Origin of the sequence: Microlunatus sp. Gsoil 973, from assembly GCF_009707365.1 — a bacterium.
In the GTDB taxonomy this organism is placed as follows: domain Bacteria; phylum Actinomycetota; class Actinomycetes; order Propionibacteriales; family Propionibacteriaceae; genus Microlunatus.
In genome coordinates, this window is record NZ_CP046122.1 from 2,348,407 (window position 1) to 2,371,458 (window position 23,052).

Annotated in this window: 25 protein-coding genes, 1 pseudogene and 1 other annotated feature; of the genes and pseudogenes, 15 read left to right on the forward strand and 11 right to left on the reverse strand. The window is 66.0% G+C overall.

The features are described from left to right. Window positions 1-136 precede the first annotated feature (136 nt). Both GJV80_RS23205 and GJV80_RS11015 read left to right on the forward strand, forming a co-directional pair. On the forward strand, window positions 137-1,144 hold the full coding sequence (locus GJV80_RS23205; RefSeq protein WP_195909295.1) for a phosphotransferase family protein: 1,008 nt from the start codon (window positions 137-139) through the stop codon (window positions 1,142-1,144). A 412-nt stretch (window positions 1,145-1,556) separates the two neighbouring features. Continuing rightward, window positions 1,557-2,210 (forward strand): hypothetical protein, encoded by a 654-nt coding sequence (locus GJV80_RS11015; protein ID WP_154687930.1) that lies wholly within the window; start codon window positions 1,557-1,559, stop codon window positions 2,208-2,210. A gap of 130 nt (window positions 2,211-2,340) precedes the next feature. Here the strand turns inward: GJV80_RS11015 and GJV80_RS11020 are convergent, their stop codons facing one another. The 3 genes from GJV80_RS11020 to GJV80_RS11025 form a co-directional block, all read right to left on the reverse strand. Further along, entirely contained in the window at window positions 2,341-2,616 is a 276-nt protein-coding gene (locus GJV80_RS11020; RefSeq protein WP_230208353.1) for an EthD family reductase, read from the reverse strand. Between the two features lie 124 nt (window positions 2,617-2,740). Continuing rightward, complete coding sequence (locus GJV80_RS24540) at window positions 2,741-2,866, reverse strand: hypothetical protein (protein ID WP_255455562.1); 126 nt, start codon at window positions 2,864-2,866, stop codon at window positions 2,741-2,743. Then, complete coding sequence (locus GJV80_RS11025) at window positions 2,863-3,528, reverse strand: hypothetical protein (RefSeq protein ID WP_230208354.1); 666 nt, start codon at window positions 3,526-3,528, stop codon at window positions 2,863-2,865. Before GJV80_RS11025 ends, GJV80_RS24540 begins: the two co-directional genes overlap by 4 nt. A gap of 129 nt (window positions 3,529-3,657) precedes the next feature. On the opposite strand from GJV80_RS11025, the gene GJV80_RS11030 reads away from it, so the two are divergent. Further along, a complete protein-coding gene (locus tag GJV80_RS11030) occupies window positions 3,658-4,275 on the forward strand; it encodes a TetR/AcrR family transcriptional regulator (RefSeq protein WP_154687931.1) in 618 nt (205 codons plus the stop codon). A 181-nt stretch (window positions 4,276-4,456) separates the two neighbouring features. Beyond that, window positions 4,457-5,578, forward strand: a complete 1,122-nt coding sequence (locus GJV80_RS11035; protein WP_154687932.1) for a phosphotransferase enzyme family protein — start codon at window positions 4,457-4,459, stop codon at window positions 5,576-5,578. Here GJV80_RS11035 and GJV80_RS11040 read toward each other — a convergent pair. Beyond that, complete coding sequence (locus GJV80_RS11040) at window positions 5,556-6,467, reverse strand: aminoglycoside phosphotransferase family protein (RefSeq protein WP_154687933.1); 912 nt, start codon at window positions 6,465-6,467, stop codon at window positions 5,556-5,558. The two genes, GJV80_RS11035 and GJV80_RS11040, sit on opposite strands and share 23 nt — an antisense overlap. A 22-nt stretch (window positions 6,468-6,489) precedes the next feature. Between GJV80_RS11040 and GJV80_RS25045 the strand changes: the two are divergent. After that, a pseudogene (locus tag GJV80_RS25045) lies at window positions 6,490-6,888 on the forward strand (alpha/beta hydrolase); the annotation flags it as partial. Window positions 6,889-7,038: 150 nt separating this feature from the next. Here the strand turns inward: GJV80_RS25045 and GJV80_RS23215 are convergent. Beyond that, entirely contained in the window at window positions 7,039-7,446 is a 408-nt protein-coding gene (locus GJV80_RS23215; RefSeq protein WP_255455574.1) for an isoprenylcysteine carboxylmethyltransferase family protein, read from the reverse strand. Window positions 7,447-7,454: 8 nt separating this feature from the next. Between GJV80_RS23215 and GJV80_RS11050 the strand changes: the two genes are divergently transcribed. From GJV80_RS11050 to GJV80_RS11070, 5 genes are all read left to right on the forward strand, one after another. After that, window positions 7,455-8,692 (forward strand): IS3 family transposase gene (locus GJV80_RS11050; protein ID WP_154686805.1). Its coding sequence is split into 2 segments (ribosomal slippage): window positions 7,455-7,737 and window positions 7,737-8,692, totalling 1,239 coding nucleotides; the frame shifts between segments, so codons are not numbered across the junction. Beyond that, window positions 7,736-7,864 (forward strand) — a sequence feature (AL1L pseudoknot). It overlaps the preceding gene by 129 nt. 296 nt (window positions 8,693-8,988) lie before the next feature. Beyond that, window positions 8,989-9,780, forward strand: coding sequence for a nucleotidyltransferase domain-containing protein (locus GJV80_RS11055; protein ID WP_154687935.1), 792 nt, complete (start codon window positions 8,989-8,991; stop codon window positions 9,778-9,780). Window positions 9,781-9,819: 39 nt separating this feature from the next. Next, the gene (locus tag GJV80_RS11060) at window positions 9,820-10,137 is read left to right on the forward strand and encodes a response regulator transcription factor (RefSeq protein WP_154690206.1); all 318 of its coding nucleotides are present in this window, start codon (window positions 9,820-9,822) and stop codon (window positions 10,135-10,137) included. 88 nt (window positions 10,138-10,225) lie between these two features. After that, window positions 10,226-11,920, forward strand: coding sequence for a protease pro-enzyme activation domain-containing protein (locus GJV80_RS11065; RefSeq protein WP_230208357.1), 1,695 nt, complete (start codon window positions 10,226-10,228; stop codon window positions 11,918-11,920). A 996-nt stretch (window positions 11,921-12,916) separates the two neighbouring features. Then, entirely contained in the window at window positions 12,917-13,648 is a 732-nt protein-coding gene (locus GJV80_RS11070) for a Stf0 family sulfotransferase (protein ID WP_154687936.1), read from the forward strand. A 61-nt stretch (window positions 13,649-13,709) separates the two neighbouring features. Here the strand turns inward: GJV80_RS11070 and GJV80_RS11075 are convergent, their stop codons facing one another. Next, window positions 13,710-14,366 (reverse strand): TetR/AcrR family transcriptional regulator, encoded by a 657-nt coding sequence (locus GJV80_RS11075; protein ID WP_154687937.1) that lies wholly within the window; start codon window positions 14,364-14,366, stop codon window positions 13,710-13,712. Between the two features lie 116 nt (window positions 14,367-14,482). Between GJV80_RS11075 and GJV80_RS11080 the strand changes: the two genes are divergently transcribed. Both GJV80_RS11080 and GJV80_RS11085 read left to right on the forward strand, forming a co-directional pair. Continuing rightward, the gene (locus GJV80_RS11080) at window positions 14,483-15,121 is read left to right on the forward strand and encodes a peroxiredoxin-like family protein (RefSeq protein WP_154687938.1); all 639 of its coding nucleotides are present in this window, start codon (window positions 14,483-14,485) and stop codon (window positions 15,119-15,121) included. Window positions 15,122-15,188: 67 nt separating this feature from the next. Next, a complete protein-coding gene (locus GJV80_RS11085) occupies window positions 15,189-15,962 on the forward strand; it encodes an SDR family oxidoreductase (RefSeq protein WP_195909298.1) in 774 nt (257 codons plus the stop codon). Between the two features lie 75 nt (window positions 15,963-16,037). On the opposite strand, the gene GJV80_RS11090 is transcribed toward GJV80_RS11085, so the two are convergent. The 3 genes from GJV80_RS11090 to GJV80_RS11100 form a co-directional block, all read right to left on the reverse strand. Further along, window positions 16,038-16,973, reverse strand: a complete 936-nt coding sequence (locus GJV80_RS11090) for a fructosamine kinase family protein (RefSeq protein ID WP_154687940.1) — start codon at window positions 16,971-16,973, stop codon at window positions 16,038-16,040. A gap of 34 nt (window positions 16,974-17,007) precedes the next feature. Then, entirely contained in the window at window positions 17,008-17,931 is a 924-nt protein-coding gene (locus GJV80_RS11095) for a phosphotransferase family protein (RefSeq protein ID WP_154687941.1), read from the reverse strand. An 89-nt stretch (window positions 17,932-18,020) separates the two neighbouring features. After that, a complete protein-coding gene (locus GJV80_RS11100) occupies window positions 18,021-18,536 on the reverse strand; it encodes a pyridoxamine 5'-phosphate oxidase family protein (protein ID WP_154687942.1) in 516 nt (171 codons plus the stop codon). A gap of 717 nt (window positions 18,537-19,253) precedes the next feature. Between GJV80_RS11100 and GJV80_RS11105 the strand changes: the two genes are divergently transcribed. Next, window positions 19,254-20,096: an aminoglycoside N(3)-acetyltransferase gene (locus tag GJV80_RS11105; RefSeq protein WP_195909299.1), complete on the forward strand. Its 843-nt coding sequence runs from the start codon at window positions 19,254-19,256 to the stop codon at window positions 20,094-20,096. Here the strand turns inward: GJV80_RS11105 and GJV80_RS11110 are convergent. Then, window positions 20,093-20,626: an NUDIX domain-containing protein gene (locus tag GJV80_RS11110; RefSeq protein WP_195909300.1), complete on the reverse strand. Its 534-nt coding sequence runs from the start codon at window positions 20,624-20,626 to the stop codon at window positions 20,093-20,095. The two genes, GJV80_RS11105 and GJV80_RS11110, sit on opposite strands and share 4 nt — an antisense overlap. Window positions 20,627-20,725: 99 nt before the next feature. Between GJV80_RS11110 and GJV80_RS11115 the strand changes: the two genes are divergently transcribed. Both GJV80_RS11115 and GJV80_RS11120 read left to right on the forward strand, forming a co-directional pair. Further along, window positions 20,726-21,730, forward strand: coding sequence for a Gfo/Idh/MocA family protein (locus tag GJV80_RS11115; protein ID WP_154687945.1), 1,005 nt, complete (start codon window positions 20,726-20,728; stop codon window positions 21,728-21,730). Window positions 21,731-21,815: 85 nt separating this feature from the next. Next, a complete protein-coding gene (locus tag GJV80_RS11120) occupies window positions 21,816-22,370 on the forward strand; it encodes a hypothetical protein (RefSeq protein ID WP_154687946.1) in 555 nt (184 codons plus the stop codon). On the opposite strand, the gene GJV80_RS11125 is transcribed toward GJV80_RS11120, so the two are convergent. After that, complete coding sequence (locus tag GJV80_RS11125; protein ID WP_154687947.1) at window positions 22,367-22,975, reverse strand: aminoglycoside phosphotransferase family protein; 609 nt, start codon at window positions 22,973-22,975, stop codon at window positions 22,367-22,369. The two genes, GJV80_RS11120 and GJV80_RS11125, sit on opposite strands and share 4 nt — an antisense overlap. Between the last annotated feature and the right edge of the window lie 77 nt (window positions 22,976-23,052).

Consider the following 23,052-nt stretch of genomic DNA (forward strand, 5'->3'; position numbering starts at 1 on the left):
AACTCCGCGGGACGCCGGCGCACCCGTTCACGATCATGACCAGCGCGGCGTGTCACAGCCGCACCGGAGTGAGAACGGTCGCGCCGGAAGGAAAACGGGTCGCGCCGATCCGGCCCGCGGTCTAGGGTGCGATGTCGTGCGAGATCCCGGGCTGCCAGGACGTCCCCGGCCGTCGGTACGCGAACCGAGGCCGACACCGCAGCTGTCGGTGGCCGAGGTGCGAGCCGTCGCCGAACGTGCGCTCGACACCCAGGTCGCCGAGCTGGTCGAACAGCCCGGCTCGGTCGGCAATCAGAACTTCCGGCTTGGCACCGGTCGCGGCCGGTTCGCACTGAAGCTTGCCGCGGACACCGAAGTTGCCGCAGAGCGCTGGGGACTGGAACACGCAGCGGCAGCCGATGTGCCCGTACCGCACGTGGTCGCAACCGGCCCGCTGCCGGATGACCGCGGCTTCCTGATCACCGAATGGCTGGACGGTCGCCCGGCCGACGCCGAGATCGACACCGATGCCCTGATCGAGGCGGGACGTGCCCTGCGTCGCTTCCATCGGGTCACCGGATCGGGCTACGGGCGGGTCGACGTGACAGCCGGAGCCGCACGGGGCAGGCATGAATCCTGGGACGGCTTCATCGAGACCATCCTGGCCGGGATGGATGACCTCCTACGTCACGACGTGATCACCGCGTCGATCGCAGCTCGGACCCGGGCCGCCGTCGCCGATCATCGAGAGATGATCAACTATTCCGGTCAGGGTGTGCTGTTGCACTGCGACCTCAAGCCCGCCCATCTCTTCGTTACCGGCGGTCGGCTGGCCGCCATCATCGACTGGGGTGACACCTCCTTCGGCGATCCGCGGTGGGACCTGGCCAGGATCCAGCACTCCGGAGATGCCGTGTTCACGCCGGTGTTGGACGGGTACCGCCACCAAGATCAAGAGTTCACGGACGCTGGAATCGGACCGGCTCTGCGGCAGACCGGCGCCGAATTCGACCGGTCCATCGCCTGTCTCGCCGCGATCCTTCGTCTGGACGCGCTGCACTACGAGCTGATGGCCGGTGGTGACTGGTTCGATGTCTATCGCAGCACGATCCAAGAGTGGCTCGACTCGCTCGCACCGGCGACGCCAACCGTGGAGCAACCGTGAGTGAGGCTGACTGGTTCGTGGAGACTGCTCGACGCCGGGGTGCCGACGCGCCGGCGTTGTACCGCGTTCTTGATCGGCTGCCCGCGATGAGCATCGGATACGAGCCCGGATTGCGGCCGGACCTGCTGCAGGCCCTGGCCTGCTTCGCAGGGCTGACGGACGAGGCGCGCTCACATGTCCCCGCAGATCTGGCAACCGTCGGATGGGACAGGCCGGACATCGAGGAGATCGTCGCAGCACTGCCCCGGCTGCGCAGCGATCCGCGCACCCCGGAGGAATGGATCGTTCACGACGCGTACGTGATCGAGGACGGCCGCGGCCGGTGTCTCACCCCCTGGGGCGTCCATCTGCAGAGCCATCCCGACGCAGCCTTTCCCGATCGCGGCCTGCCGCCGAAGGCGACCGCCTCGCCATGCTCGATGCGATTCTCGACCACCTGGCTCACATCCGAGCCGACCACCCGGTGCGGGTGGCTGTCGACGGCGGCACCGCTGCCGGGAAGACCACCCTGGCCGAAGATCTCGCCCAGCGACACATCGAGCGAGGCGGTGTCGGGATCCGCGCCTCGTTCGACTTCTTCAAGATCCCGCCGGACAGGAGGACTCGGCACGGATTCGGTGACCAGGTCTTCGACACAGATGCCCTGGTCGAGGAGCTGCTCGAACCTCTTGGACCTGGAGGATCACGTCGATATCGGGTCGCCACCTACGACAGCTGGATGGGTCGATCGCTCCGAGAGCGGCCGCCGCGAACGGCACCCGACCAGGCACTCGCGGTGGTCGACGGCGCCTTCCTCTGGGCGCAACCTCTGCGGGCGTGGTGGGAATTCTGGATATTCGTCGAGGTCGACCCCTCGACCGCCGTCGAGCGCTATGTCGCCAGGGACGCACTCTGGACCGACGACCCGGATCCCGAACGCATGCGGGACGGCTTCCGTACCAGGTATCTCCCTGCCGAATCGGCGTACGCCGAGGCAGTTGATCCCTGGCACAACGCCGACCTGATGGTGCGTAACGACGATCCGGGCCGACCGCAGTACACCTTCGCTGCACGCCTGAGCCGATGATCATCAGCAACACCGGTGGTCACGTTGTCGGGCCCAGGTAGTCGGCCAGCACCCCGGCATACCAGAGCACATCGCGATCTCAGACCAAGATCACTCGTTCAGGACTGCTCGACGTCGGCGAAGACGACCCTCACACCTCCTGTGGCGAGTTCGAGTGCCCGCGGGAACAGTGCAGCCATTCCGGTGTGGTCACGGCGATGCTCGCCGCGTCGTAGTCGGGGAAGTACAGGTCGATCATGCGATAGGCCGGTGTCGGGCTGCCGTCCTCCTTGGGCCAGACCTTGGAGGTCTCCATCTTCTGTACACCGGGGACTTTCCGGGCGCGTTCGAACAGGTCCGGGTAGGAGGCCTCGAACGCGGCCGGATCGGTCGGATTGTCGAAGATGAAAGTGATCTTGGTGGTCATGCGAAACTCCTTATCTGACAGAGAACATGAGGGGTAGAACACTAGACGATGGCAAGCCCAGGGGCGTCACCCATTGGAGGACAATCGAACCAGGTGGTCCCGGTCTGCCGGGAACACGGCGGGTTCAGTGATCCCGGCCATCGGTCTCCAGCAGACCCAACCAGATCTCGCTGATCGTCGGATAGCCCGGATCAGCCGGATCGGGCTTCGAATCGGCATCGCTCGCCGGCCATGGGGTCACGTCGCTCATGATCGCTTCCCCGCCCTCCGGATGACGACGTGCAACCGGACCGCCGAGGCCAGGAAGAAGATCCCACCAAGGATCGCGTACCCGCCGACGCCGGTCAGCGCGGCGTCGGGTCTGCCGGCCATCGCGAAGAAGGCGGTACCGGCCAGGACCGAGATGCCGCCGCTGAGGATCATGGCCAGCTGGCCTCCGAGACGCCAGCGCAGGATCGCAACGATCAACTGCACGATGCCGGCGGTGATCGCCCAGACACCCCAGACTCGCAGGACGCTCGGAATGCCGGAACCGACGGCAACCGCGAGGCCGATTGCAGTCAGCAGGCTGAGGGCCATGTTCACGTACAGCAGGGCCTTCGGTCGGCCGGCCCCGGACGAACGGTGGTCGACGATCGCCGCCGCGACGTCGAACAACGGGTAGACGATGATCAGGGCGACGGCGCCGGGATTGATCGTCCTCGCTGTCAGCATGAGCAGGATCGCCCAGACGATGGCGAAGCCGAATCGTACGAAATACAGGTTTCGCAGAGCCGTCGTGCTCCCGGACGGGTCGGCAGCGGCATCTGGTGGAGTGATCTGAGCAGTGGCTCGGGTGGTCTCGGACACGGATTCCTTCTGTGGACGCTTGGGATGGGTCGGTTGCCGGACGGGCCGGGCATCGGTGGGCACGAGCTTGCTCCTTGTAGATAGAACGATCGGTACACCTGAGTCTGCACCTCCCCCACCCGCTGTCAAGACCGATCGTTCTATCTATCGGGTAGTCTGTTGTCAGGACACCAAGGAGGAATGAGGGAACACATGTCGGAGGCACGGACTCGACTCCTCAACGCGGCCACCCGGCTCTTCTACACCGACGGATTGCACGCAGTCGGCGTTGATCGCGTCATCGCCGAGGCACGGGTCACCCGGGCAACGCTGTATCGACACTTTCCCAGCAAGGACGACCTGCTCGTCGCCTATCTCGCCCAGATCGATGAGACGATCCGCGCCCGAACCGACACCGCGCGGGCGTCCGGCGCCGAGCCCGAGGAGATCATCCGAACTGTCGCCCAGTCGATCGCCGACGATATTCGCAGCCCTGGTTTCCGAGGGTGCGCATTCCTCAACGCCGCGGCCGAATACCCCGAGTCCGACCATCCGGTGCACCGGGCCGTACTCAAGCACCGGGAGTGGTTCCTGACCACCTTGATCGAACTCTTCTCCAGCACCGGGAAGGCCGACCCTGAACCGGCCGCTCGGCACTTCGTCATGCTGCGCGACGGCGCGATGACTGCCGGTTGTCTTTCCGACCCGCAGCCCATCTGTGCAACCTTTCTGCGCGGCGTCGAGGGATTGCTGACCTATCGCAGTGGTCTGGAGGGCGACGCCCCGCGGGAACCCGGCCGGGAATGCGCACCAAGCCCGTGGGATGGTTGACACGGTCATGTCGCCTCGATCATGATCAATCGTGGCGTTGACCTGACGCCGAGCCTGCGAGGACCTGCCCCAGCCGGATCCTCGGGATGGCGAAGGGGAATCTGCCCTCACGGTCATGTCCGTTCAGGCCTGTTCGAGTGTCACGTTGCTGGGGAGCGGCGACACGTCGAGGAGGCTTGTCATGACCAAGCAGGGCAGTTTCAAGCGCGCGGCCCGCGAGCGGGCGCGCGTCACCGGGCAGCGTTACACCCAGGCTCGAGCCGATCTGGAGCTGGCGAACCGGCAGGAGTTCATCAATTCCCGCCCGTTCGAACAGTCCGCGTTGAAGACCCATTTCGAGAAGCAGTACGGGATCAGGGTCCACTCCATCCTGCCGATCGACGACGATCCCGCCACGCGTCCCCGCGGTTCCTGGCCGGGCCACTATCCGTCGACCCTGGTCGTCAGCCACGGTGACGGGAAGCGGTGGATCGCACGCATCTTCTCCTCATCGGCCGACCGGGTCAGCCGAGTCGAAGGAGACGCAGAGATCCTGCATTTCCTCGCCGCTCACGACTTCCCCGCCGAACGGAGCGCCAATGATCATCCGGTGACCGTCATGGACGGCAAGGGGATCATCGTCACCGAGTTCATCGACGGCGGACGGCCGAGCGCCGAATCACCTGCTGTCTGGTTCGAACTCGCCGATCTCCTGGGCAGACTGCACGCGCTTCCCGCTGCCGGTGGCGCTGTGGCAAGGGACGGAGGTGCTGAAGAGACCGACGGCGGGTTCCACGTCGGGCGGCCGAAAGAGGACCTGGCGGCCGCAATGAGCTTCCTGGTCAGCGTCGAGGACCGGGTGAACAGTGCGGCGCGAGAGAAGTTCGAGTGGTTGCTCGAACAGGTCGAGACCGCTGACGATGCCGAGGGCCTGCCCGAGGCGCTGACGCACAGCAACTATCACCCATGGGCGGCCGTCGGTGACACCGGGAACCTGTCGATCATCGGTTGGGCGGGATCCGGGCGCGGTCCACGACTGCCCGCGTTGGCCTGGCTGTTGCGTACGGCGGACGAGGGCAACTCCACTCAGAGCGTCGCCGCGGTTGTCCACGGATACTCCCAGCACATCCGACTCACCGATGACGAGGTGGGCCGACTACCGGCGATACTCACCATGCGGCCGCTCTGGTTGGGCTGTCTGGAGTTCCGGATGACGATCAACAACGGGGGCGTCCCGTCCATGGATGAGGGATGGATGCGCGCGGACAGCCATGACCGGGCTGAACGATTGGCAGCGCAGGCTATCGCCGCGATCCGACGCTAGCCGGCGGTGTCAACGCCTCCGCCATCCAGCGGAGATCCCCGGCGAGCCGGAACGCGCCGCGCGCCTGCTCGTGGGGCGCCGACATGACGGCACGGGATTGGCAAAATCGTTCGGCCGATCCTTGATCGACCTCGGCAACGTCGGCAAAGAGGGCAAGGCGGCGGCGAAGCTCCCGGCCTCCCGCGCGGATGACTTCGTCGAGCCGTGACCGCTCGACGATGACCGTGTGACTCTCGAAGGCGATGGTGCCGACGTGCGGGTTGGGATCGAGAACCCGCCAATGCCCGGAATCATCCTTGTGCACGTTGATCGTGTGCAGGTCGCCGTGGGTCAGCGTGGCTGTGTCGTCGCTCGCAACGTCGAGGAGTGATTCGCGGGCGGCATCGATCACCCGGCCGTCCAGAAGATCTGGGGCGCCGCACAGCAGATCGTTCAGATGGTCGGCCAGCCTCGTGCCGGACAAGCGCCCGATCTGCCATGGAGCGGGCACAGCCAGGCTGCGAGCCAGGCGGGCTTGCACAATGATCTGCTCGTCGACCGGCGCTCCGGCCAGAGACACCGGGGTCAAGCGCTCGAGGAGCAACGCTCCCAGATCGACCGCGTGGTCGATGCACCGAACGCTTGCCGACGGCGGGAACGCCCTCAAAGCGAGCGCCTCGCGGGTCGCGCCGTCAAGGTCGAGAAGTTTCAGCATCAGTTGCGAGCCGTCCGAGGGCCTCACGGGCACGACCACCGACATGCCGCCGCGCATCGCCGGGCCGTCGACTGCGCAATCCCACCGACACAATGCCGCGTCCAGATGATCACCCGGCGAAGACACGGCGACATTCTCTCCGATCCGCTGACTCCACCCACGGTTGGCCGACGACGTTGCCCGGTTGCGCGCCATTCTGGCGCGCCAAGGCGGGCCGGTGATCGTTGTCGGTCACTCCTATGGTGGCCAGATCATCACGGCTCTCGGCGAGGATGCACCCAATGTCGTCGGCCTGGTCTACGTCGCCGCGTTCGGCCTGGACGAGGGCGAGTCGATCGGCGCCCTGCTTGCCCAGGGCCCGGGGGGGCCCGCGTTGGCCCATCTCGACATCGATGAAGCCGGCTTCGCCTGGCTGCCCGAGGACGACTTCGTCCATCACTTCGCAGCAGACGTGGAACGCACCAAGGCCAAGATCATGTTCGCCGTACAGCAGCCGTTGCACTGGAGTGCTCTGGAGGCGGTCATGGGCGTTCCCTCCTGGAAGAAGTTGCCGTCGTGGTTCCTGATCGCAGATGGAGATCAGGCGATTCCACCGGATGCTCAGAGACAGTTCGCCCCTCGGATGGGCGCCACGACGGTGGAGGTCCCGACCAACCACGTCGCAATGGTCTCCCCATCCGGAAGAAGTCCTGCAGTTGATTCGAGCTGCGATTGCTGCGGTGGCGCCGGCTGGAGCCTGAGTCGTGTGGCACCTACCCGATCCCTGCTAGAACCATCGGCGAACGCGCCGCCGGTAGTCGTCGTACTGGGCGCCGAACCGCTCGTGCAGGAACCGCTCCTCAGGGCGAATCGCTCCCCACAAGATCAGCACAACGGCGACAGGAAACAACACCAGACCCCAGAACGTCGGGATCAACAACGCCAGCCCCAGATACAGGCCGAGCAGTCCGACGTACACCGGGTTGCGGGAGAGCCGATACGGCCCCTCTTCGATCATGACGTTCGTCGGCTGGCCCGGAAGCAACCCGGTCTGGCGCCTGGCGAACAGCCACAACGACCACCCGTTCCAACCGATGAACAGCAACACAAGTAGCCAACCGAGCGCAACCCGCCAGCGGCCGAGGTCGACCTGACCCGCCCCGGGATGTCTGGAGACTTCATTCGTTGGAAGGATGAAGCCTTATGTCACGTCCCTCGTCATACCCCAAGGAGCTGCGGGAGCGCGCGGTTCGGATGGTCGCTGATACCAAGGGCGACTACCCGTCAGAGTTTGAGGCGATCAAGTCGATCGCGGCCAAGCTTGGTATTGGTTCGGCCGAGACCCTGCGCAAGTGGGTCCGTCGGGCCGAGATCGATGCCGGTCAGCGGCCCGGGGTGACTAGCGAGGAGTCGGCCCAGCTCAAGGCGTTGAAGAAGGAGAACGCCGAGCTGCGCCGGGCGAATGAGATCTTGAAGGCCGCGTCGGCTTTCTTCGCGGCGGAGCTCGACCGCCCACACCGGTCCTAGTCGATTTCATCGCCGAGTACAGGGACCGGTTCGGGGTCGAGCCGATCTGTGCCGTGCTGACCGAGCACGGCTGCCCGATCGCCCCGTCCACCTATTACGACGCTCGCAATCGTCAACCCAGTAAGAGAAACCTACGAGATCAGGAGTTGATCAACTTGATCCAGGCCGAGCGGAACGGCAAGTTCGCCCGGCTGCTCGGTGCCCGCAAGATGTGGCTGCGGCTACGCGGCAAGGGTCACGATGTCGCCCGCTGCACGGTGGAGCGGCTGTTCCGCCAGCTCGGCATCAGCGGCATCACCCGGGCCAAGGCGCCGCGGACCACGGTCCCAGACCAGAAGGCCGAGCGGCCGACCGACCTGGTCGACCGGGCCTTCGTGGCCAGTCGGCCCAACCAGCTGTGGTGTGCCGACTTCACCTACGTCCCGACCTGGGAAGGAATGGTCTATGTGGCGTTCGTCTTCGATGTGTTCTCCCGCCGGATCCTCGGCTGGCGGGCGGCCACCTCGATGACCACCGACCTGGTGCTGGACACCCTGGAGATGGCGATCTGGATCCGCCGCAAGGACGGGATCACCGACCTGTCCGGGCTGGTGCACCACACCGATGCCGGCAGTCAGTACACCTCGATCGCCTTCACCCAGCGGCTGGTCGATGCCGGCGTCGATGCCTCCGTCGGCACCGTCGGGGACGCCTACGATAACGCCCTGGCCGAGTCCCAGATCGGCCTCTACAAGAGCGAACTGATCTGGCCGGGCGGGCCTTGGCGGGGCCGTGATCATGTCGAGATCCAGACCCTGGACTGGGTGCACTGGTTCAACACCGAACGCACCCACGAGTCGATCGATGACTTCACCCCGGTCCAAGCCGAACAGTTCCACTACACCCACCAAGCCCGGCTCAGCCAAACCGGCTGAACCACAAAATCCGGTCTCCGGAAACTCCGGGGCGGGTCAACCGGATCGCTCCAGATCGCCGTGGCCAGCCAACCCGCGAGCAGCGGCGACCCGATTGCAACGGGCGGCCACACTCGGAACGCGACCGTACTCGAACGCTGTCCCACCTCGTCATTGTCGCGCAACCAAGCGGCGCGAAAGCGGAGTGCGTCCAGCTCGACCGGGTCGGATTGGTGGAGCGGATCCCGAAGGCATCAGTGGATATCAGTGGGGTGTACGGTCACACGGGATTGTGATTGCGATCGCAAGGGAGATCCATGGCTGGCATCGAAGTCATCGATCCGCGGTATCGACCGCTGCTGGAGCGGACCCACGAGGTACTGGGTGCGGACGCTCGCGTCCGATCCGTCGCGCTCGGCGGATCAGTCGGCGCCGGTACGGCCGATCGTTGGAGTGACCTCGACTTCGCGATCGCCACCGATCCCGAGCAACACGATGACTTCCTCAGGGATTGGCCGGACTGGTTGGGCCGCATCACGCCCACCGTCTTCGCCCGCACACCGATCGCTCCGTTCATCATCAATGCCGTGACCCAGGACGGGCTGACGGTCGACTTCGTCGTGTGGTCCGGAGAGGTCCCTGAGTTTCGGCCACCGGCCGGGTTGGCTCTGGGACTGTCGACGAGCAGATTCGACAACATCGGAGATGCCCTCGATTACGCGGTGGCTGAGCAACTCCGTGGGCTCGCCGGCCCGTTCATCAGCCTGCTGCAGCGCGGAGAACACCTCAAACACCTCAGCGGTGTTCCCCACGTACTCGGCCTGCTGACCACCGTTTTCCTGGCTGAGACCGGCCACCCAGCACCCTCCAAGCGTTGGAATCCCAGCTACACCGACGAACAACTCCGTGCGGTGGCTACGCTGCCACCCGTTCGAGCGACCGCCGAAGATCTGAAGACTTTCGGACTCGGCGTCGCCCGGCTGATCGTTGAACGAGGCAGGCCGCTGTTCCCCCGATATGATCTTGTCTGGCCGGCCGCGCTGGCGAAGGTCGCAGCGATCCGCCTCGAAGAGAATCTTGGCATCAATACGTCCGGATGGCTGGGCTAGCGGCAGCGCTCGGTGCATCACCGCCTGGCCGGCCCGGACATGCTGCTGGCTGCCGAGCCCGACATCGACGTGGTCGCCGAGGCCACCAACAGAATCCAGGTGATCGCCCAGGCCGATCGATATCGGCCGGACATCGTGTTGATGGACATTCGGATACCCGTGCTGGACGGCCTTGAGGCGACCCGCAGGATTCGCGACCGCGACGGTCTCTCCAACGCGGAAATCGGCCGGCAGTTGTGCATCAGCGACACCACCGCCAAGACCCACGTCACGCGGCTCCTTCAGAAGCTTCAGCTTCGTGATCGGGCACAGGCCATCGTGCTGGCCTATCAATCCGACCTGTTCGACGGTTGGTGACGATCCTCGGAACGAGCACCCCACGCGGGGGCGGTTCCCTGCCACGATCCCGCCGACCAAGATCAACATTGCTGCGACCCGCTCACCGATGATCAAACTGAGACCTAACTCAGACTTCCCCGCCAGGAACGGCCCCCTGCCGACCTGGTGTCTTCGAAGTGACGACCGGGTGACGGAGCCGGCGGTCCGATTGTCCCGAATCCGTACCGGGAAGGAACTGCAGATGCCGCACGAAGACTACGTCGACCTTCAGGGCAGCGAACGACACCCGGTGCCGGAAGCCCGCGATGTCGGGCCCGCCGATCCGGACGAAGACGTCGAGGTCTCGATCGTTCTCAGCAGGCGCGCCGGCCGACCGACACCGTCGCCGACGCCGATATCTCGGCAGGAATTCGCGCGACAACACGGTGCCCGTGAGGAAGACATCCACGCGGTCGAAACGTTTGCGGCGCAGAACGGCCTGCAGGTCGTGCGGGTCGACGTGGCGGCGCGGACGGTGGTGTTGGCGGGCAGCGTTGCCGACATGCAGTCGGCCTTCGACGTGCCTTTGAGACGCTTCGAGCACCACGGCACCAGCTATCGTGGCCGTACCGGCACGGTGCGGCTGCCGGCATCGTTGTCGGGAATCGTGACCGCCGTACTCGGGCTGGACGACAGAGCTCAGGCGCGCGCCCACTCCCGGATCCACCGGGAGGTCGATGCCGGGGAGAAGGTCGGCGGCCTGGGCGCAACTGCGGCGGGCGCCCAGCCCTTCTGGCCCACCGACCTGGCCACCCTGTACGACTTCCCCGATCGTCAGGGCGACGGTCAGTGCATCGGGATGATCGAGCTCGGCGGCGGATTCCGCAGATCCGATCTCAAGGCCTATTTCGCCGAGCTCGGGCTTCCGGCCCCTGAGGTGCACAGCCACTCCGTTGATCACGCCCGCAACCGCCCGTCGACTCCGCAGAGCGCAGACGGCGAGGTCATGCTGGATATCGAGGTTGCCGGAGCCGTCGCGCCGAACGTGAAGATCATCGTCTACTTTGCACCGAACACCGATCGCGGCTTCCTCGACGCCATCAACGCCGCGATCCACGACCACACCAACCAGCCGTCGGTGGTGTCGATCAGCTGGGGCGGCCCGGAGAGTTCGTGGGCTTCCCAGGCACTTGATGCTTTCGACGAGGCGTTCCAGGATGCCGGTGCGCTCGGTGTCTCGATATTCTGTGCGGCCGGTGACAGCGGGTCGACCGATGGTGTCGGTGACGGAAAACAGCACACCGACTTTCCCGCGTCCAGCCCGCACGTTGTCGGCTGCGGTGGAACGCGACTGACGATCTCCGATCAACAGGCGTCCGAGGTCGTCTGGTCGACCAACGGTGCGACCGGTGGTGGGATCAGCGACCACTTCGATCCACCGGACTATCAGGCTGTGGCCGACGTACCGTCCTCTGCCAATCCACCCGGGACTCGACGGGGTCGTGGCGTCCCCGACGTCGCCGGGGACGCCGACCCGGCAACCGGATACATCGTTCGTGTTGACGGCAGGATGTTCGTCATCGGCGGGACGAGCGCCGTCGCACCGCTGTGGGCGGGGTTGACCGCCTTGCTGAACCAAGGACAGGACGCACCCGTCGGCTTCCTCAACCCGGCACTGTACGCAATCGCCGGGTCGGCGCCCGACGCGTTCCACGACGTGACGCAAGGAAGCAACGGCGCATACCACGCCGTGACCGGCTGGGACCCCTGCACAGGTTGGGGCTCACCGAACGCCGGCGATCTAGCGGCGGCGCTTGACTGATTCGGCCGTGCCGCGGACGCGACGAGCGGGTTCGCCGCACCTTCGACATCGCGCGCCAACGGTCACCGTCACCACTGCGACCATTAACCGGGGGCCGGTGCATTCGACCCTGGCCCCCTTTGGCCGAGTTTGAAACGACCCCATACAGCAGATTGGGCAATCACGCAGAATGTCGCGTCGGCGGCCATCTTGAGAGGGTGGCGCACATCACGTGACATCGGTCCGGCCGACGAAATTCTCGAAGTGCGGGAATTTGCTCCGGAGAATCGGTAATCTATTTCCCGGGCCAGGAGCCCGAGTTGATGAGACACCTGAGGACCTTCCCCCCTTGAAAGTTTGACGTGTCTCGTCCCTGTCGACCCGTCCGGCCCGGTTTCGTGGACCCCCGACCACGGACCGGCCGGGCGGGGAGCGACCCGTCCGGATCCCACGGGGCATGCGAGATGCCCGGCCGTGGCTGCAGGGCCCGTCCAACTCCGTCCGGAGATGGTTACGGATACACCCGCCACGCGTGCGTTGCTGGGCATCGGGGCGACTCGGATCGTCCCCGTTCACCGCACCCGCGAACTCGCGATCCAGCGACGCTCGGGACCAACGTCCTGTTTCCTAATTAGGTCATGTCCATTTCGGACATGATCTGTTAGATTTCAACTGTTGAACCGTTCGGCGGTGTCGGGTCCGTCGAACGGAACACACGAGGATCGGCGGATCGTCTCGTCGGATGGGGTTCCGACGAGACGGCTGCGCCACCGCATTCGAGCAGGTCTCCCGATGGGCAATTCGGGGGATGGCCGCGGGCGACCTGCTCGATGTGGTTTGGTTGCCGACCGAAATCCAACTCAGTGTATTGCCTCGGATCCCCTGACTGGTAATCGCGCGTCCGTCTCTTCTGATCCAGCCATCGTCGATGCATTCACGCACCAAGTCTGAGCCGGCCGGGCAATTGGTCACAAAGCCTGTTGAGGTACGCCGGGACACTCACTACGGTCGACCTCCGTGATCCCTCCGGGCTTGGATTCCTATTTGATCTGCGCGACGCCGCGTACCGGGAGCACCCTGCTGTGCGGTCTGCTCCGTTCGTCGGGAGTTGCCGGGCATCCGGCCTCCTACTTCAACCGGCGTGGCCTGCATTCCTACGCCGAGCGGTGGCAGATGGTTCGGCCTCACCAGGAGCGGATCGATGAAGCGTATCTTCGTGCTGCGCTGGACGCCGGGACAACGCCCAATGGTGTTTTCGGCGGACGAATCATGGCCGAGTCGCTGCCCGAACTGCTTGCCGACCTTTCCGCGCTTTCCCAGTCGAGCGCGAACGATCTGGAGCTGTTGAGCTCCCGGTTCGGTCGGGTCGAGTTTGTGCACCTGCGACGGCGCGACGTCGTGGCCCAGGCGGTGTCGTGGGCGAAGGCGCTGCAGACCCACTACTGGCACCCGGATGAGGAGGTGCTGCCCGGTGGGCGACCTCCGGAGTATGACGAGGCTCTCATCGGTCGGCTGGCTGGAGCCATCCAGGACTTCGAATCGGCCTGGAACCGATGGTTCTCCGATCAGCGGATCGTGCCGTACGAGGTTGTCTATGAGCAGCTGGCCGCAGATCCCGTGGGCACCGCACACCGGGTGCTTGATCATCTCGGTCTCGAGGTTCCGGCCGGCCGGGAGTTGGTGGTCACGCATCATCGACAGGCCGACGAGATCAACGCCGACTGGGCCGGACGATTCAGGGATCGCTGAATCAGCGCGGCGCAAGCCACCGCTTGTCCGACCAGACCGGAACCCGGGCACTACGGCGAAGTCAGGCGGCGGAGAACCGGCGCAGGTTGGCGATCGCTGCATCGATGGCCGTTGCCAGCGGCTCAGTGGTGCGACGGACCTTGCAGAGCAGGAGGCCTCCCTGCAGGGTCGCCAGCGTGGCCGTGGCCAGCCTTGCAGGGTCGGCGTCAGCGGTGAGCAGACCACGGGTACGCATCTGATCGATCGCGGAGGTGAAAACCCGTTCCCACCGCTCGAGTGACGCCGCCAGGACCGCACGGGCGTGTTCGCTGGTCTCGGACAGCTCGTTCGCCAAGGATCCCAGAGGGCACCCGCCGACGCACCCGCCGCGGCTCTGGTGCGCCACGATCTGTTCACGCCACCGCTGCCAGCCATCCCAGCTGTCCAAGGGCGCGAGGTGCGGACCGTCGGCGCGAAGGATTCGGTCGGTCTGGTGTTCGATCACCGCTTCGACCAGGTCGTCCTTGTCCTTGAAGTAGTGGTACAGCTGGGATTTTCCGACACCGGCCGCAACGCCGACCTCGTCAAGCGTCGTCCGGCCGGCGCCGTTGATCAGCATCAGCCTGGCGGCCCGCTCGACGATCCGCTCCCGCGTTCGCCGCCCCTTGGCGCTGGGCGGCTGCGGTTTGCCCGCGGTTCTGCGGTTTGCTGAGAGCAACTCCTCTGTCGATTCGGTCACACCGAGAATGTACTTGATAGTCCATTTTGCGGCCAGTACAACCGGTATCCGACAGTGACGACGCGCCCGAACGGTCAGCCGGAGGGCGCCCGAGCGGTTTGGACCAGGAGCAGCAGATGGCAGGAACACCGATCGCCGACGAGGTCTCCGACTCGTTCGGGAACCGTGACAGCGATGGCCCGTTCGCGCAGGAGCAGGCCGCTCTGGCCAAGCGGGAACCGACCCTCGCGGCAGTCGGAACTGCGTTTCCCGACGCCAAGTTGCTGTCCGCGACCGGCGAACCGGTCACCCTCGTCGACACCTTGGCCGGTCGGCCGGGCGTGATCATCTTCTATCGTGGCGCCTGGTGTCCGTACTGCAACGTTGCGCTGAACCGCTACCGCGCGGATCTTGCCGAACCGCTGCATGCCCGCGGGATCAGTCTGGTCGCGATCAGTCCGCAGCGGCCGGACGGCTCCATGACGATGCAGGAGAAGCACAACCTGAAGTTCCCGGTGTTGTCCGATCCGGGCAATCAGCTCGCCCGTCTGCTGGGCATCCTGACCGAGCCCTCGGCAGAGAGTCGTCAGGCCCAACTCGACCACGGCCTGGACCTGACCGAGGTCAACGCCGATGGCACAACTACGCTGCCGATGCCGACGACGGCGATCGTGGACAGCGAGTACCTGCTGCGCTGGATCGATGTCCATCCGGACTACGCGACGCGGACCGAGCCCGGACAGATCCTGAACGCACTGGCCGAGCTCGGTCTGTGACACCCGGCACCCATCCCGCGCCGTACGGACACACGAACCTGATACGCAAGATCGGAAAGGCATCGAAGTGAATGCACTGAAGGGGAAGACGGCCGTCGTGACCGGCGGCGGTCGGGGCATCGGCCGTGCGATCGCAGTCGGACTCGCCGAACAGGGGGTGGACAGGATCGGACTCATCGCACGGAGCGCGGATCAGCTCTCCGCCGCCGCGCGTGCGGTCGAGAACGCCGGGGCTCGGACCAAGATCATCGCGGCTGATCTGAGCCGTCTGGACGGACTGCCGACCATCGTCGATGACCTGACAGCCGAGTTGGGCGGCGTGGACGTGTTGATCAACAACGCCGCAGTCGTTGCTCCGCTCGGGCCGACAACGACTGTCTCCCTGCAGTCCTACCTCGATGCACTGGCCCTGAACGTCGTCGCCGTCGCCGGTCTCAGCGCACTGCTCATCCCCGGAATGCGCGAGCGGGCCTGGGGACGCATTGTCAACGTCTCCAGTGGCGTCGCCGGTCACCCGACAGGGATGATCGGCGGCAATGCGTACGCGGCGAGCAAGGCAGCACTGGAAGCGCACAGCCTCAACCTCTCCGCCGAACTGAGCGGCAGCGGCGTCACCGTCAACATCTACCGTCCCGGGATCGTGGACACCGCGATGCAGGGTTGGATCCGCGACCAGGATCCTGCCGTGATCGGTGAGCAGATGCATGGTCGCTTCCACAGCTACCACGAAAGCGGCTTGTTGATCAGCCCTGAAGCCTCTGCTGCCAAGCTGATCGCCCGGGTTGCCGGCGAGGAGTCGGGACAGATCTGGGATGTCAACGACGATGTGGACGCGGGCTGAACGCTGCCCACCACCGCTCGGGAAGGCGCGCTCCTGTGATGATCACCACCAGTCCGTGAACGCGCTCGCGGCTGGTCAGCGATAGCGACCCACGGCGCGCCGCATCCGGTCCAACGCGGAACGCTCGTACTCAGCGGCCCGCACGCTGATGCAGGCCAGGTCGACGAAGAGGCACCAGAGGTCGCGGCGGTCGGCAAAGCTCGCGTCGATGGGTGCAATTTCGCGATATGCGTCGAACACCTCACGTGGGACCGGCTGGAAGTAGTCCAGCAGCATCAGGTCGATCTCCGGATGCCCGTAGTACGGCGCGGCGTCGGTCACCACGGCACCGGATTCTGTGCTGATGAAGTTGTGTTGCTGCGCGTCACCGTGAAGAAGTGTCGGTCGCAACTCCGGCCCGCACAGCGACGGCAGCCGGTGGGTGAGACGTTCGATGTCACGACCAAGATCATCGGGAAGCAGTCCGGTGTCGATCGCGGACCTGAGGTGCGGAAGAACACGGCGTTCGACGTAGAACTCCGCCCAGGTGTCGGACGGGACCGGCTTGTTGTCCTGCGGCAGGGCGCCGAAGAAGCCGTCGAAGTCCTCGAGCCCGAAGTGCTCGCCATGCACCCGATGCACTGTTGCGAGGGTGCGGCCGATCGCCCGCCAGTCACCGCTGGTTCGCTCCTTCGGTGGCCGTTCGGACAGCGCCTCGGTCAGCAGAACGAATCCGCCGTCCACCTGCAGAGGGCCGGTTCCGATCCGCGTCGGAACCGTGATCCGGGCACGGTCCCGCAAGAGTGTCAGGCCGTTGATCTCCGCTTGGAGCGTCTGTGTCGCGTTGTCGCTGGTGTCGAGCTTGGCGAAGACCGAGATGGGTCGGCCCTGCAGGACGCCGCACGGGTGTGATGCACGGCTGTTCAGGTCGGTGAATCCCTGTGTCACCCACCGTTGTCCCAGATGATCAGACATCGCACGCTCGATGGCGCCCTTGACGCCCGGCTGCAACAACGGGTGTCCGGTGATCATCACGCCCTGCCTTCCGACATCGGAACGATCATGGTCACCCGGCCAGCGCCTCCAACTCCGGTAGCCGATCGTACATCTCGGGAAGTCCACGTACACCGGCCCACACGGCCTCGTGCGACAGGGCCAAGCCGGGCCCGGTGTTCGGCTCGACACCGGCAAGGCAGCGAAGGACGTTCCACCGGGTATGTCCCAGCCAGCCGCCGATCATGAAAGCGAACCAGCTCGGGCCGGGCGGCGGCAATTCACGGCCGCCGGCGACATAGCCGTCGAGAACCGACCGGAAGATGCCCGGCTCGATCGCGTCGAATCCCGGCCCTTTCGCCAGAGCCAGTGCCGTCGAGCCCAGTTCGCCGGACAGATCGAGCGGCCCGGAGAGTTCCCAGTCGAGCAGCACCGGTCTGCCGTCTCGTGCCAACAGATTCCAGGGCTGGATGTCCCGGTGGGTCAGCACGACCGGTCCCGGGGGTTGGCAGGTTTCGACGAAGTCGGCGATCGCCAGCAAGGTCTGGACGTTGCAGACCAACTCAGCGGCCCACGGCTGCCCGGTCGCCGATGCCCGGGCGGCGAGGTCGGGCCAGTCCCGTGGCATCGGTTCGTCGTCCGGAGGGTGGGGCCACTGCACGTCGAGCGCATGAATTCTGGCAAGGATGGTGCCGATCTCGAACGCGTACGACTCCGAAACCGGCGCCTCAGGCATCGTGTCGGCTTCGACCCAGCGGTGGACGAGCGTCTCGGCGCTTGCCGAGATGGGTTCCGGCATCGGTATACCGGCGGCGAAGGCCGCCTGCTCGAACCGGAACACATCCGCGGCGTGATACGGCCACCGGCGGTCGGCGAGATTCAGCTCCTTCACCGCGAACGAGCCCTGATCGGTGTCGAGCCGGTACATCCGGTTGCCGAAGCCACCATGGACGCGGACCGGCGGCCCGACCGGGGTGCCGAGATGCGAGAGGTCCACATCCGCAATCTAGGGGTCCGCCGTTCACCCGAGCACCGTATTTTCGCCACAGGTGCGCGCCCCGGACCTTCCTGCGGCAAGGGCGTGGGTCACATCTCGACTCTTGTGGCATCCCCGACGTCGGGCTGCGTTCCGGTGACAGCCGCCTTCAGGTACTTCACTGCGGCGATGGGCCGCGGCGTGTCGATGGCTTGCAGTTCGGCGGACTCGGCGTGCACCTTCAGCAATGCTACGGCCGGGTCGTCACGGCCGCTTTCGAACCACGCTTCGGCGGCGGTGTTCCAGAGCTCGTCGATCAGTGCCGGATCCTTGGTGATCGATGCCGAGCCGGCGATCGACAAGTAGTTGCCGCGGCTCTCGATGGCGACGTTGGTCGCCGGGTTGTTGCGTACCTGCTCGGTCTTGTCCGTCGGATCGGGTGTGAAGAAGTAGAGATCTCCGTCGAATCGGCGTTGTTGCAGGGCCAAGGGCCGACTGACGAGTGAACCGTCCGCTTCGATTGTGGTCACCACAGCGATCCGGGCATTCTCGATCACTTCGGCGACCGCTTGCCGATCCGCCTCGGCCCGCTCGTCGGGAGTGAGGTTCTCGTTCTGATCAGACATGCCCGGGAGGTACCCGCTCCGACCCGAGCCACTCGGGTGTGATGTTCCGGAGGCGGAGCACCGACTTGGCGTGCCCCCACCGATCACCGCCCCTCCGACTCAACCGCGCTGGGAGATCGGCTCCCGGGCCCGGGGCACGGTGAGGCCGCGTACGAACGCTGTCGACCGCCGGACGCGACACTCCGACATCGACGGCGAGCGCCGGTCGGTTGTTCAGTCGTCGCAGCGCCGCCGCAGTCGCCGGAGTTCCGGACCGTCCAGACGCCACGGAACAAGATCATCTTCCGGGTCGGTTGCAGGGTGTTCGCCGGGACTCCAGGATCGCGAAGCCCGGCGGGAAGCCCATCGACAAGCCGAAGGTGATCATCAGCCGCTGTCGCCGTCTGCCCTGGCCGGCGGCGTGCCTGCGGATCGTTCGGTTCTCTCCGGGTCGCCGACTTCGGCGCGGAGATGGCATGAGCATGGCAGGGTGCTCCTCGATGAGATGATCTGCGGTTCATGACTGATGTGCGGGGTGCGTCATCGCGAAGGTCGGCCAACGACGTCATCGCGTGCGGCGTGGAAGGGCGAGACATTGCCGCCCTTGATCATCCCGGTGTGTTATCGACGGTAGATCGTCGATCCCCACCCAGCAACCGAATATCGGCGGTCCCGTTGCCCTGGCAGAGGGGATTCCGCGCGTCGAGCAATCGCGGTTGGTGTGGCACTGTGCTGGACATGATCGTGCCAAAGGACCTGTTGGATCGACCCGGGTACGTCCCGGTGACCCGTTCGCGACTTGCCGACACGCTGGTCGACCTCGGCGTCCGTCGGGATGGCGTGCTCATGGTGCACGTCCGGATGTCGGCGCTGGGTTGGATGGTCGGCGGCATGGATGCGATCGTCTGGGCACTGCGCGACGTGGTCGGCCCCGACGGCACGCTGCTCGCCTTGACGGGTTGGGAGGACAGCCCGTACCACGTTCCGGGCTGGCCGCCCGATTGGCAGCAGGCGTACCGGGACCAACCACCCTTCGACCCCGGCGTGTCGGCCGCGCGACGCGAGTTCGGCCGTTTCCCCGAGCGGCTTCGCACCTGGCCACGGGCCCGGCGGAGCAACCATCCCGAAGTGAGTTTCGCAGCCGTCGGACCGGCGGCAGCGGACCTGTTGGCGGAGCCGGGCGACGATGATCCGTGGGGACCCGACGGGCCGCTCGGGAGACTGGTGGCTGCCGACGGACAAGTCCTGCTGATCGGCCCGATCAAGACCCTGACCCTCTGTCATCACGCGGAGGCCATCGCCCGGGTGGAAGGCAAGCGCTACCACGACTACACCGCGCCGATCCGAGTCGACGGCGCCGTCGAGTGGCGTCACTACCGCACGCTCGACACCTTCTACGGCACCCTCCCCTATTGGGAACGGGACGATCTGGCCATCGACGGTTGGGTTGCCACGCTGACTGATCAAGCGATCGCCGCCGGGGCAACGAAACACGGCACCATCGACGAGTGCCGGCTGATGCTGGTCGACGCACCCCGGGCAACCGCGGCGATCAAGGACTGGATCGAAGCGAACTTCTAACCAGGTAAGCGAACCAGCGGCCCGTCGGTGCGCCGGTTCAGGTCCCACAGCGAGAACGTCGGCGGGCTGCAGGGCGGCTGGCGTAGAAAGTCGGCCGTGGATTGCGAGCCGGGGAACACACCGGCACCCAGGACCAGGTCGATCGCCTCCGGCACGGCCACGAACCGTGCCTCGATGATCAAGCCGTCGGGATCGTCCGGGGTGAACCGGTCACCGGGGACGTCCACGAGGTCGACATGGAAGGCCAGGAACAGCAGCGGCTGATCCCGCCCGGGCGCATAGTGCTGCGTCGCGAACGCCAAGGAGCCGACCGACTGCACCACCAGCCCGGTCTCCTCCCCGACTTCCCGCTTGACTGCGGCATCAAGCAGTTCACCCCGCTCGAGACGACCCCCGGGAATCGTCCACTGATCGGGACCTTCCCCGCCGAGAGTGTGCTCGTGCACCAACAAGATCGCGTCGTCGCGACGGGCCACCCCGCCGACGACCATCGCGGCAGAGGTCCAGCCGTCCCTCACAGAATTGATCATCATCAACCTCCAACCCGCACGATAGGCCCGCACGACATGTGAACGGGCGAACCTCCGCCAACACCTGCCACACGCCACCCGATCTCATAGAGTCGGCCCGTGGATCGAAATCGAGTCATTCGCTGGGGTATCGCCGGACCAGGACGGATCGCCGACTCCGAGGCGGCCGACTTCGGGCTGGTGCCCGATGCCGCCCTCCTCGCCGTCGGGTCGCGTTCCGTTGACCGCGCACGGGTGTTCGCTCTGCGGCACGACATCCCGCGGGCGTACGGCAGCTACCGGGAACTGGTCAACGACCCCGACCTGGACGTCGTCTACATCACCACTCCCCACCCCCAGCACCTGGCTATCGCCCGTGCGGCGATCAAGAACGGCAAGGCGGTGTTGGTGGAGAAGACGTTCGCCGCGACCGTCGCTGGCGCCGAAGAACTCCGTGGGCTGGCCCGGGCGGAGAACGTCTTCGCCATGGAGGCGATGTGGACCCGGTTCCTGCCCGCCTATGTCACCATCCGCGAGCTGATCAAGGACGGTGCGATCGGCGAAGTGCGGCAGGTCCAGGCCGATCTCGGAGTGGATCGTCGGTATGATCCCAAGGATCGGCTGTACGACCCGGCCCAGGGTGGCGGCGCGATGCTCGACCTTGGCGTCTACCTGGTCTCGTTCGCCCAGCACTTCCTCGGCGTGCCCGACCGGATCATGATCAACGGGTCGCTGGCAGAGACCGGCGTTGATCGTGAGTTCGGTCTGTTGCTCGGCTACGACGACGGGCGGTCTGCCGCGCTGCTCGGGTCGATCCGCAACGCCTCGGCCGGCTCGGCCCGGATCGTCGGTACGCAGGGCTGGATCGATCTGCCTCCGCGGTTCCATCATCCGAGCGGAATCGTGCTGCACCAGAAGGGGAAGGACCCGCAGACCTTCGACCTGCAGCCGCTGGGTCACGGCTATCCGCACCAGTTCATCGAGGTGGGCGACCGGATCCGGGACGGACAGACCGAGAGCCCGATCATGCCGCTGGACGACACGGTCGCGGTGCAGCGGATCCTGAACGCCGGGTGCGAGCAACTCGGTGTCTTCCATCACGAGGACGAGACGGTCGACGTCTGACCCGGTTAACCGAAGCTGTGAGCGACTCGGTGCCGGGCGTGCGGAGGATCAAAGTGGGAGGGACGAATCCGCTGAGAGGTTGATCATGCCTACCCCACCCACCGTCCGTGTCGTCGCCGAGGAACTCAGGAACCGGCCGGCGCCGACTCCACCCGAGGGCATGGTGCGGCTCGGTGCTGCGGCCGGCGCAGGGGCGGGCTTCGGCGGCACCCTGTTCTACATCCTGTGCTCGGTGCTGCTCGGCGTGAGCGTGGGGAGTTCCGGTACGGCGGACCAGTCGCTGATCCCGCAGACCGCCCGCTGGGTGAGTTACCTGCTGGCCTTCGCCGTCTACGGTACGGTGACGTCGGTGGTCTTCGGGGCCCTGCTCGGCGCCTTCAACGGTCTTATCCAGCGCCGGCTCTGGGCCAGCCGCTCGCCGCTGTTGTCCTGGGTGGTCGGAACGGTGATCAACTTCGTCCTGGTCTTCCTGGTGCACCTACTGCTGGACTCCCGCGGGTTCAGCACTCAGCTGGCGGTCCAGCTCCGCTTCGTCACCATTCCGAGCATGCTGTTCGTCCTCGAGGGCGGCGTGGTCGGCGTGTGGATCGCCAACCAGGCGCAACGTTCCGCCGCGGCGGACGCCAGGACCGGCCGCTAACCGCCACGCAGCAGGCGGTTGATCTCCGCCGACCCGACCAGCCGGTCCAGCGCATCCTGGTCCTCCCGCCAGGACTGCGCGGACTGGTGTACCGCCCAGATCGCTGCCCACGCGCGGGCGCGTTCCGGCTCGACCCCGGTCCGGACAGCCAGCGTTTCAGCAGCCGGCAAGATCGACTCCGCAGCCAGGTAGGCGGCGAACGCGCCCACCTCGCAGGCGGGGTCGCCGATCATCGGCAGCGGGTCGAGGCTGCGCCAACCCACTGGGGCGGTCCGGTCGCGTACCAGATTCTTGGTGAGGAAATCCCCGTGCAGCAGGACGGGTCCGCCGGTAGTGGCGATCAGTTCAGCGGCTGCGCTGCGGGCAACGGCAAGCCGATCCAGACCGGTCGAGCCGCGGTCGGGCCGGCCGCGCACCGCCCGTTCGTACGCCGCATCCTCCTGTGCGACGGCTTCCTCTCTCGGGTAGACCTCGGCCAGTCCCGGAAAGTCGTAGTCGCTCGGCTCGGCCCGCCAGAGCCTGCGCAGCAACTCGGCAGCGATTTCGACGAGGCCGTCCGGCGCCAGTCGCGGGGTCCGGGAGGCGTTTGTTCCCGGCCGGGTCACGGACCAACAACAGCGCGTGCGGTGTTGCGTCGACCAGCAGAACCGCTGCCCCGGTGTCCCGCCACACGGTCAACGCA

Excerpts from the sequence above, each read along its gene's own strand:
- GJV80_RS11015 (WP_154687930.1), top strand. The coding sequence starts at position 1,557 with ATGCTCGATGCGATTCTCGACCACCTGGCTCACATCCGAGCCGACCAC.
- GJV80_RS11020 (WP_230208353.1), bottom strand. The coding sequence starts at position 2,616 with ATGACCACCAAGATCACTTTCATCTTCGACAATCCGACCGATCCGGCC.
- GJV80_RS24540 (WP_255455562.1), bottom strand. The coding sequence starts at position 2,866 with ATGAGCGACGTGACCCCATGGCCGGCGAGCGATGCCGATTCGAAGCCC.
- GJV80_RS11030 (WP_154687931.1), top strand. The coding sequence starts at position 3,658 with ATGTCGGAGGCACGGACTCGACTCCTCAACGCGGCCACCCGGCTCTTC.
- GJV80_RS11035 (WP_154687932.1), top strand. The coding sequence starts at position 4,457 with ATGACCAAGCAGGGCAGTTTCAAGCGCGCGGCCCGCGAGCGGGCGCGC.
- GJV80_RS11040 (WP_154687933.1), bottom strand. The coding sequence starts at position 6,467 with ATGGCGCGCAACCGGGCAACGTCGTCGGCCAACCGTGGGTGGAGTCAG.
- GJV80_RS11055 (WP_154687935.1), top strand. The coding sequence starts at position 8,989 with ATGGCTGGCATCGAAGTCATCGATCCGCGGTATCGACCGCTGCTGGAG.
- GJV80_RS11060 (WP_154690206.1), top strand. The coding sequence starts at position 9,820 with ATGCTGCTGGCTGCCGAGCCCGACATCGACGTGGTCGCCGAGGCCACC.
- GJV80_RS11065 (WP_230208357.1), top strand. The coding sequence starts at position 10,226 with ATGATCAAACTGAGACCTAACTCAGACTTCCCCGCCAGGAACGGCCCC.
- GJV80_RS11080 (WP_154687938.1), top strand. The coding sequence starts at position 14,483 with ATGGCAGGAACACCGATCGCCGACGAGGTCTCCGACTCGTTCGGGAAC.
- GJV80_RS11090 (WP_154687940.1), bottom strand. The coding sequence starts at position 16,973 with ATGATCACCGGACACCCGTTGTTGCAGCCGGGCGTCAAGGGCGCCATC.
- GJV80_RS11100 (WP_154687942.1), bottom strand. The coding sequence starts at position 18,536 with ATGTCTGATCAGAACGAGAACCTCACTCCCGACGAGCGGGCCGAGGCG.
- GJV80_RS11105 (WP_195909299.1), top strand. The coding sequence starts at position 19,254 with ATGATCGTGCCAAAGGACCTGTTGGATCGACCCGGGTACGTCCCGGTG.
- GJV80_RS11110 (WP_195909300.1), bottom strand. The coding sequence starts at position 20,626 with ATGATCAATTCTGTGAGGGACGGCTGGACCTCTGCCGCGATGGTCGTC.
- GJV80_RS11120 (WP_154687946.1), top strand. The coding sequence starts at position 21,816 with ATGCCTACCCCACCCACCGTCCGTGTCGTCGCCGAGGAACTCAGGAAC.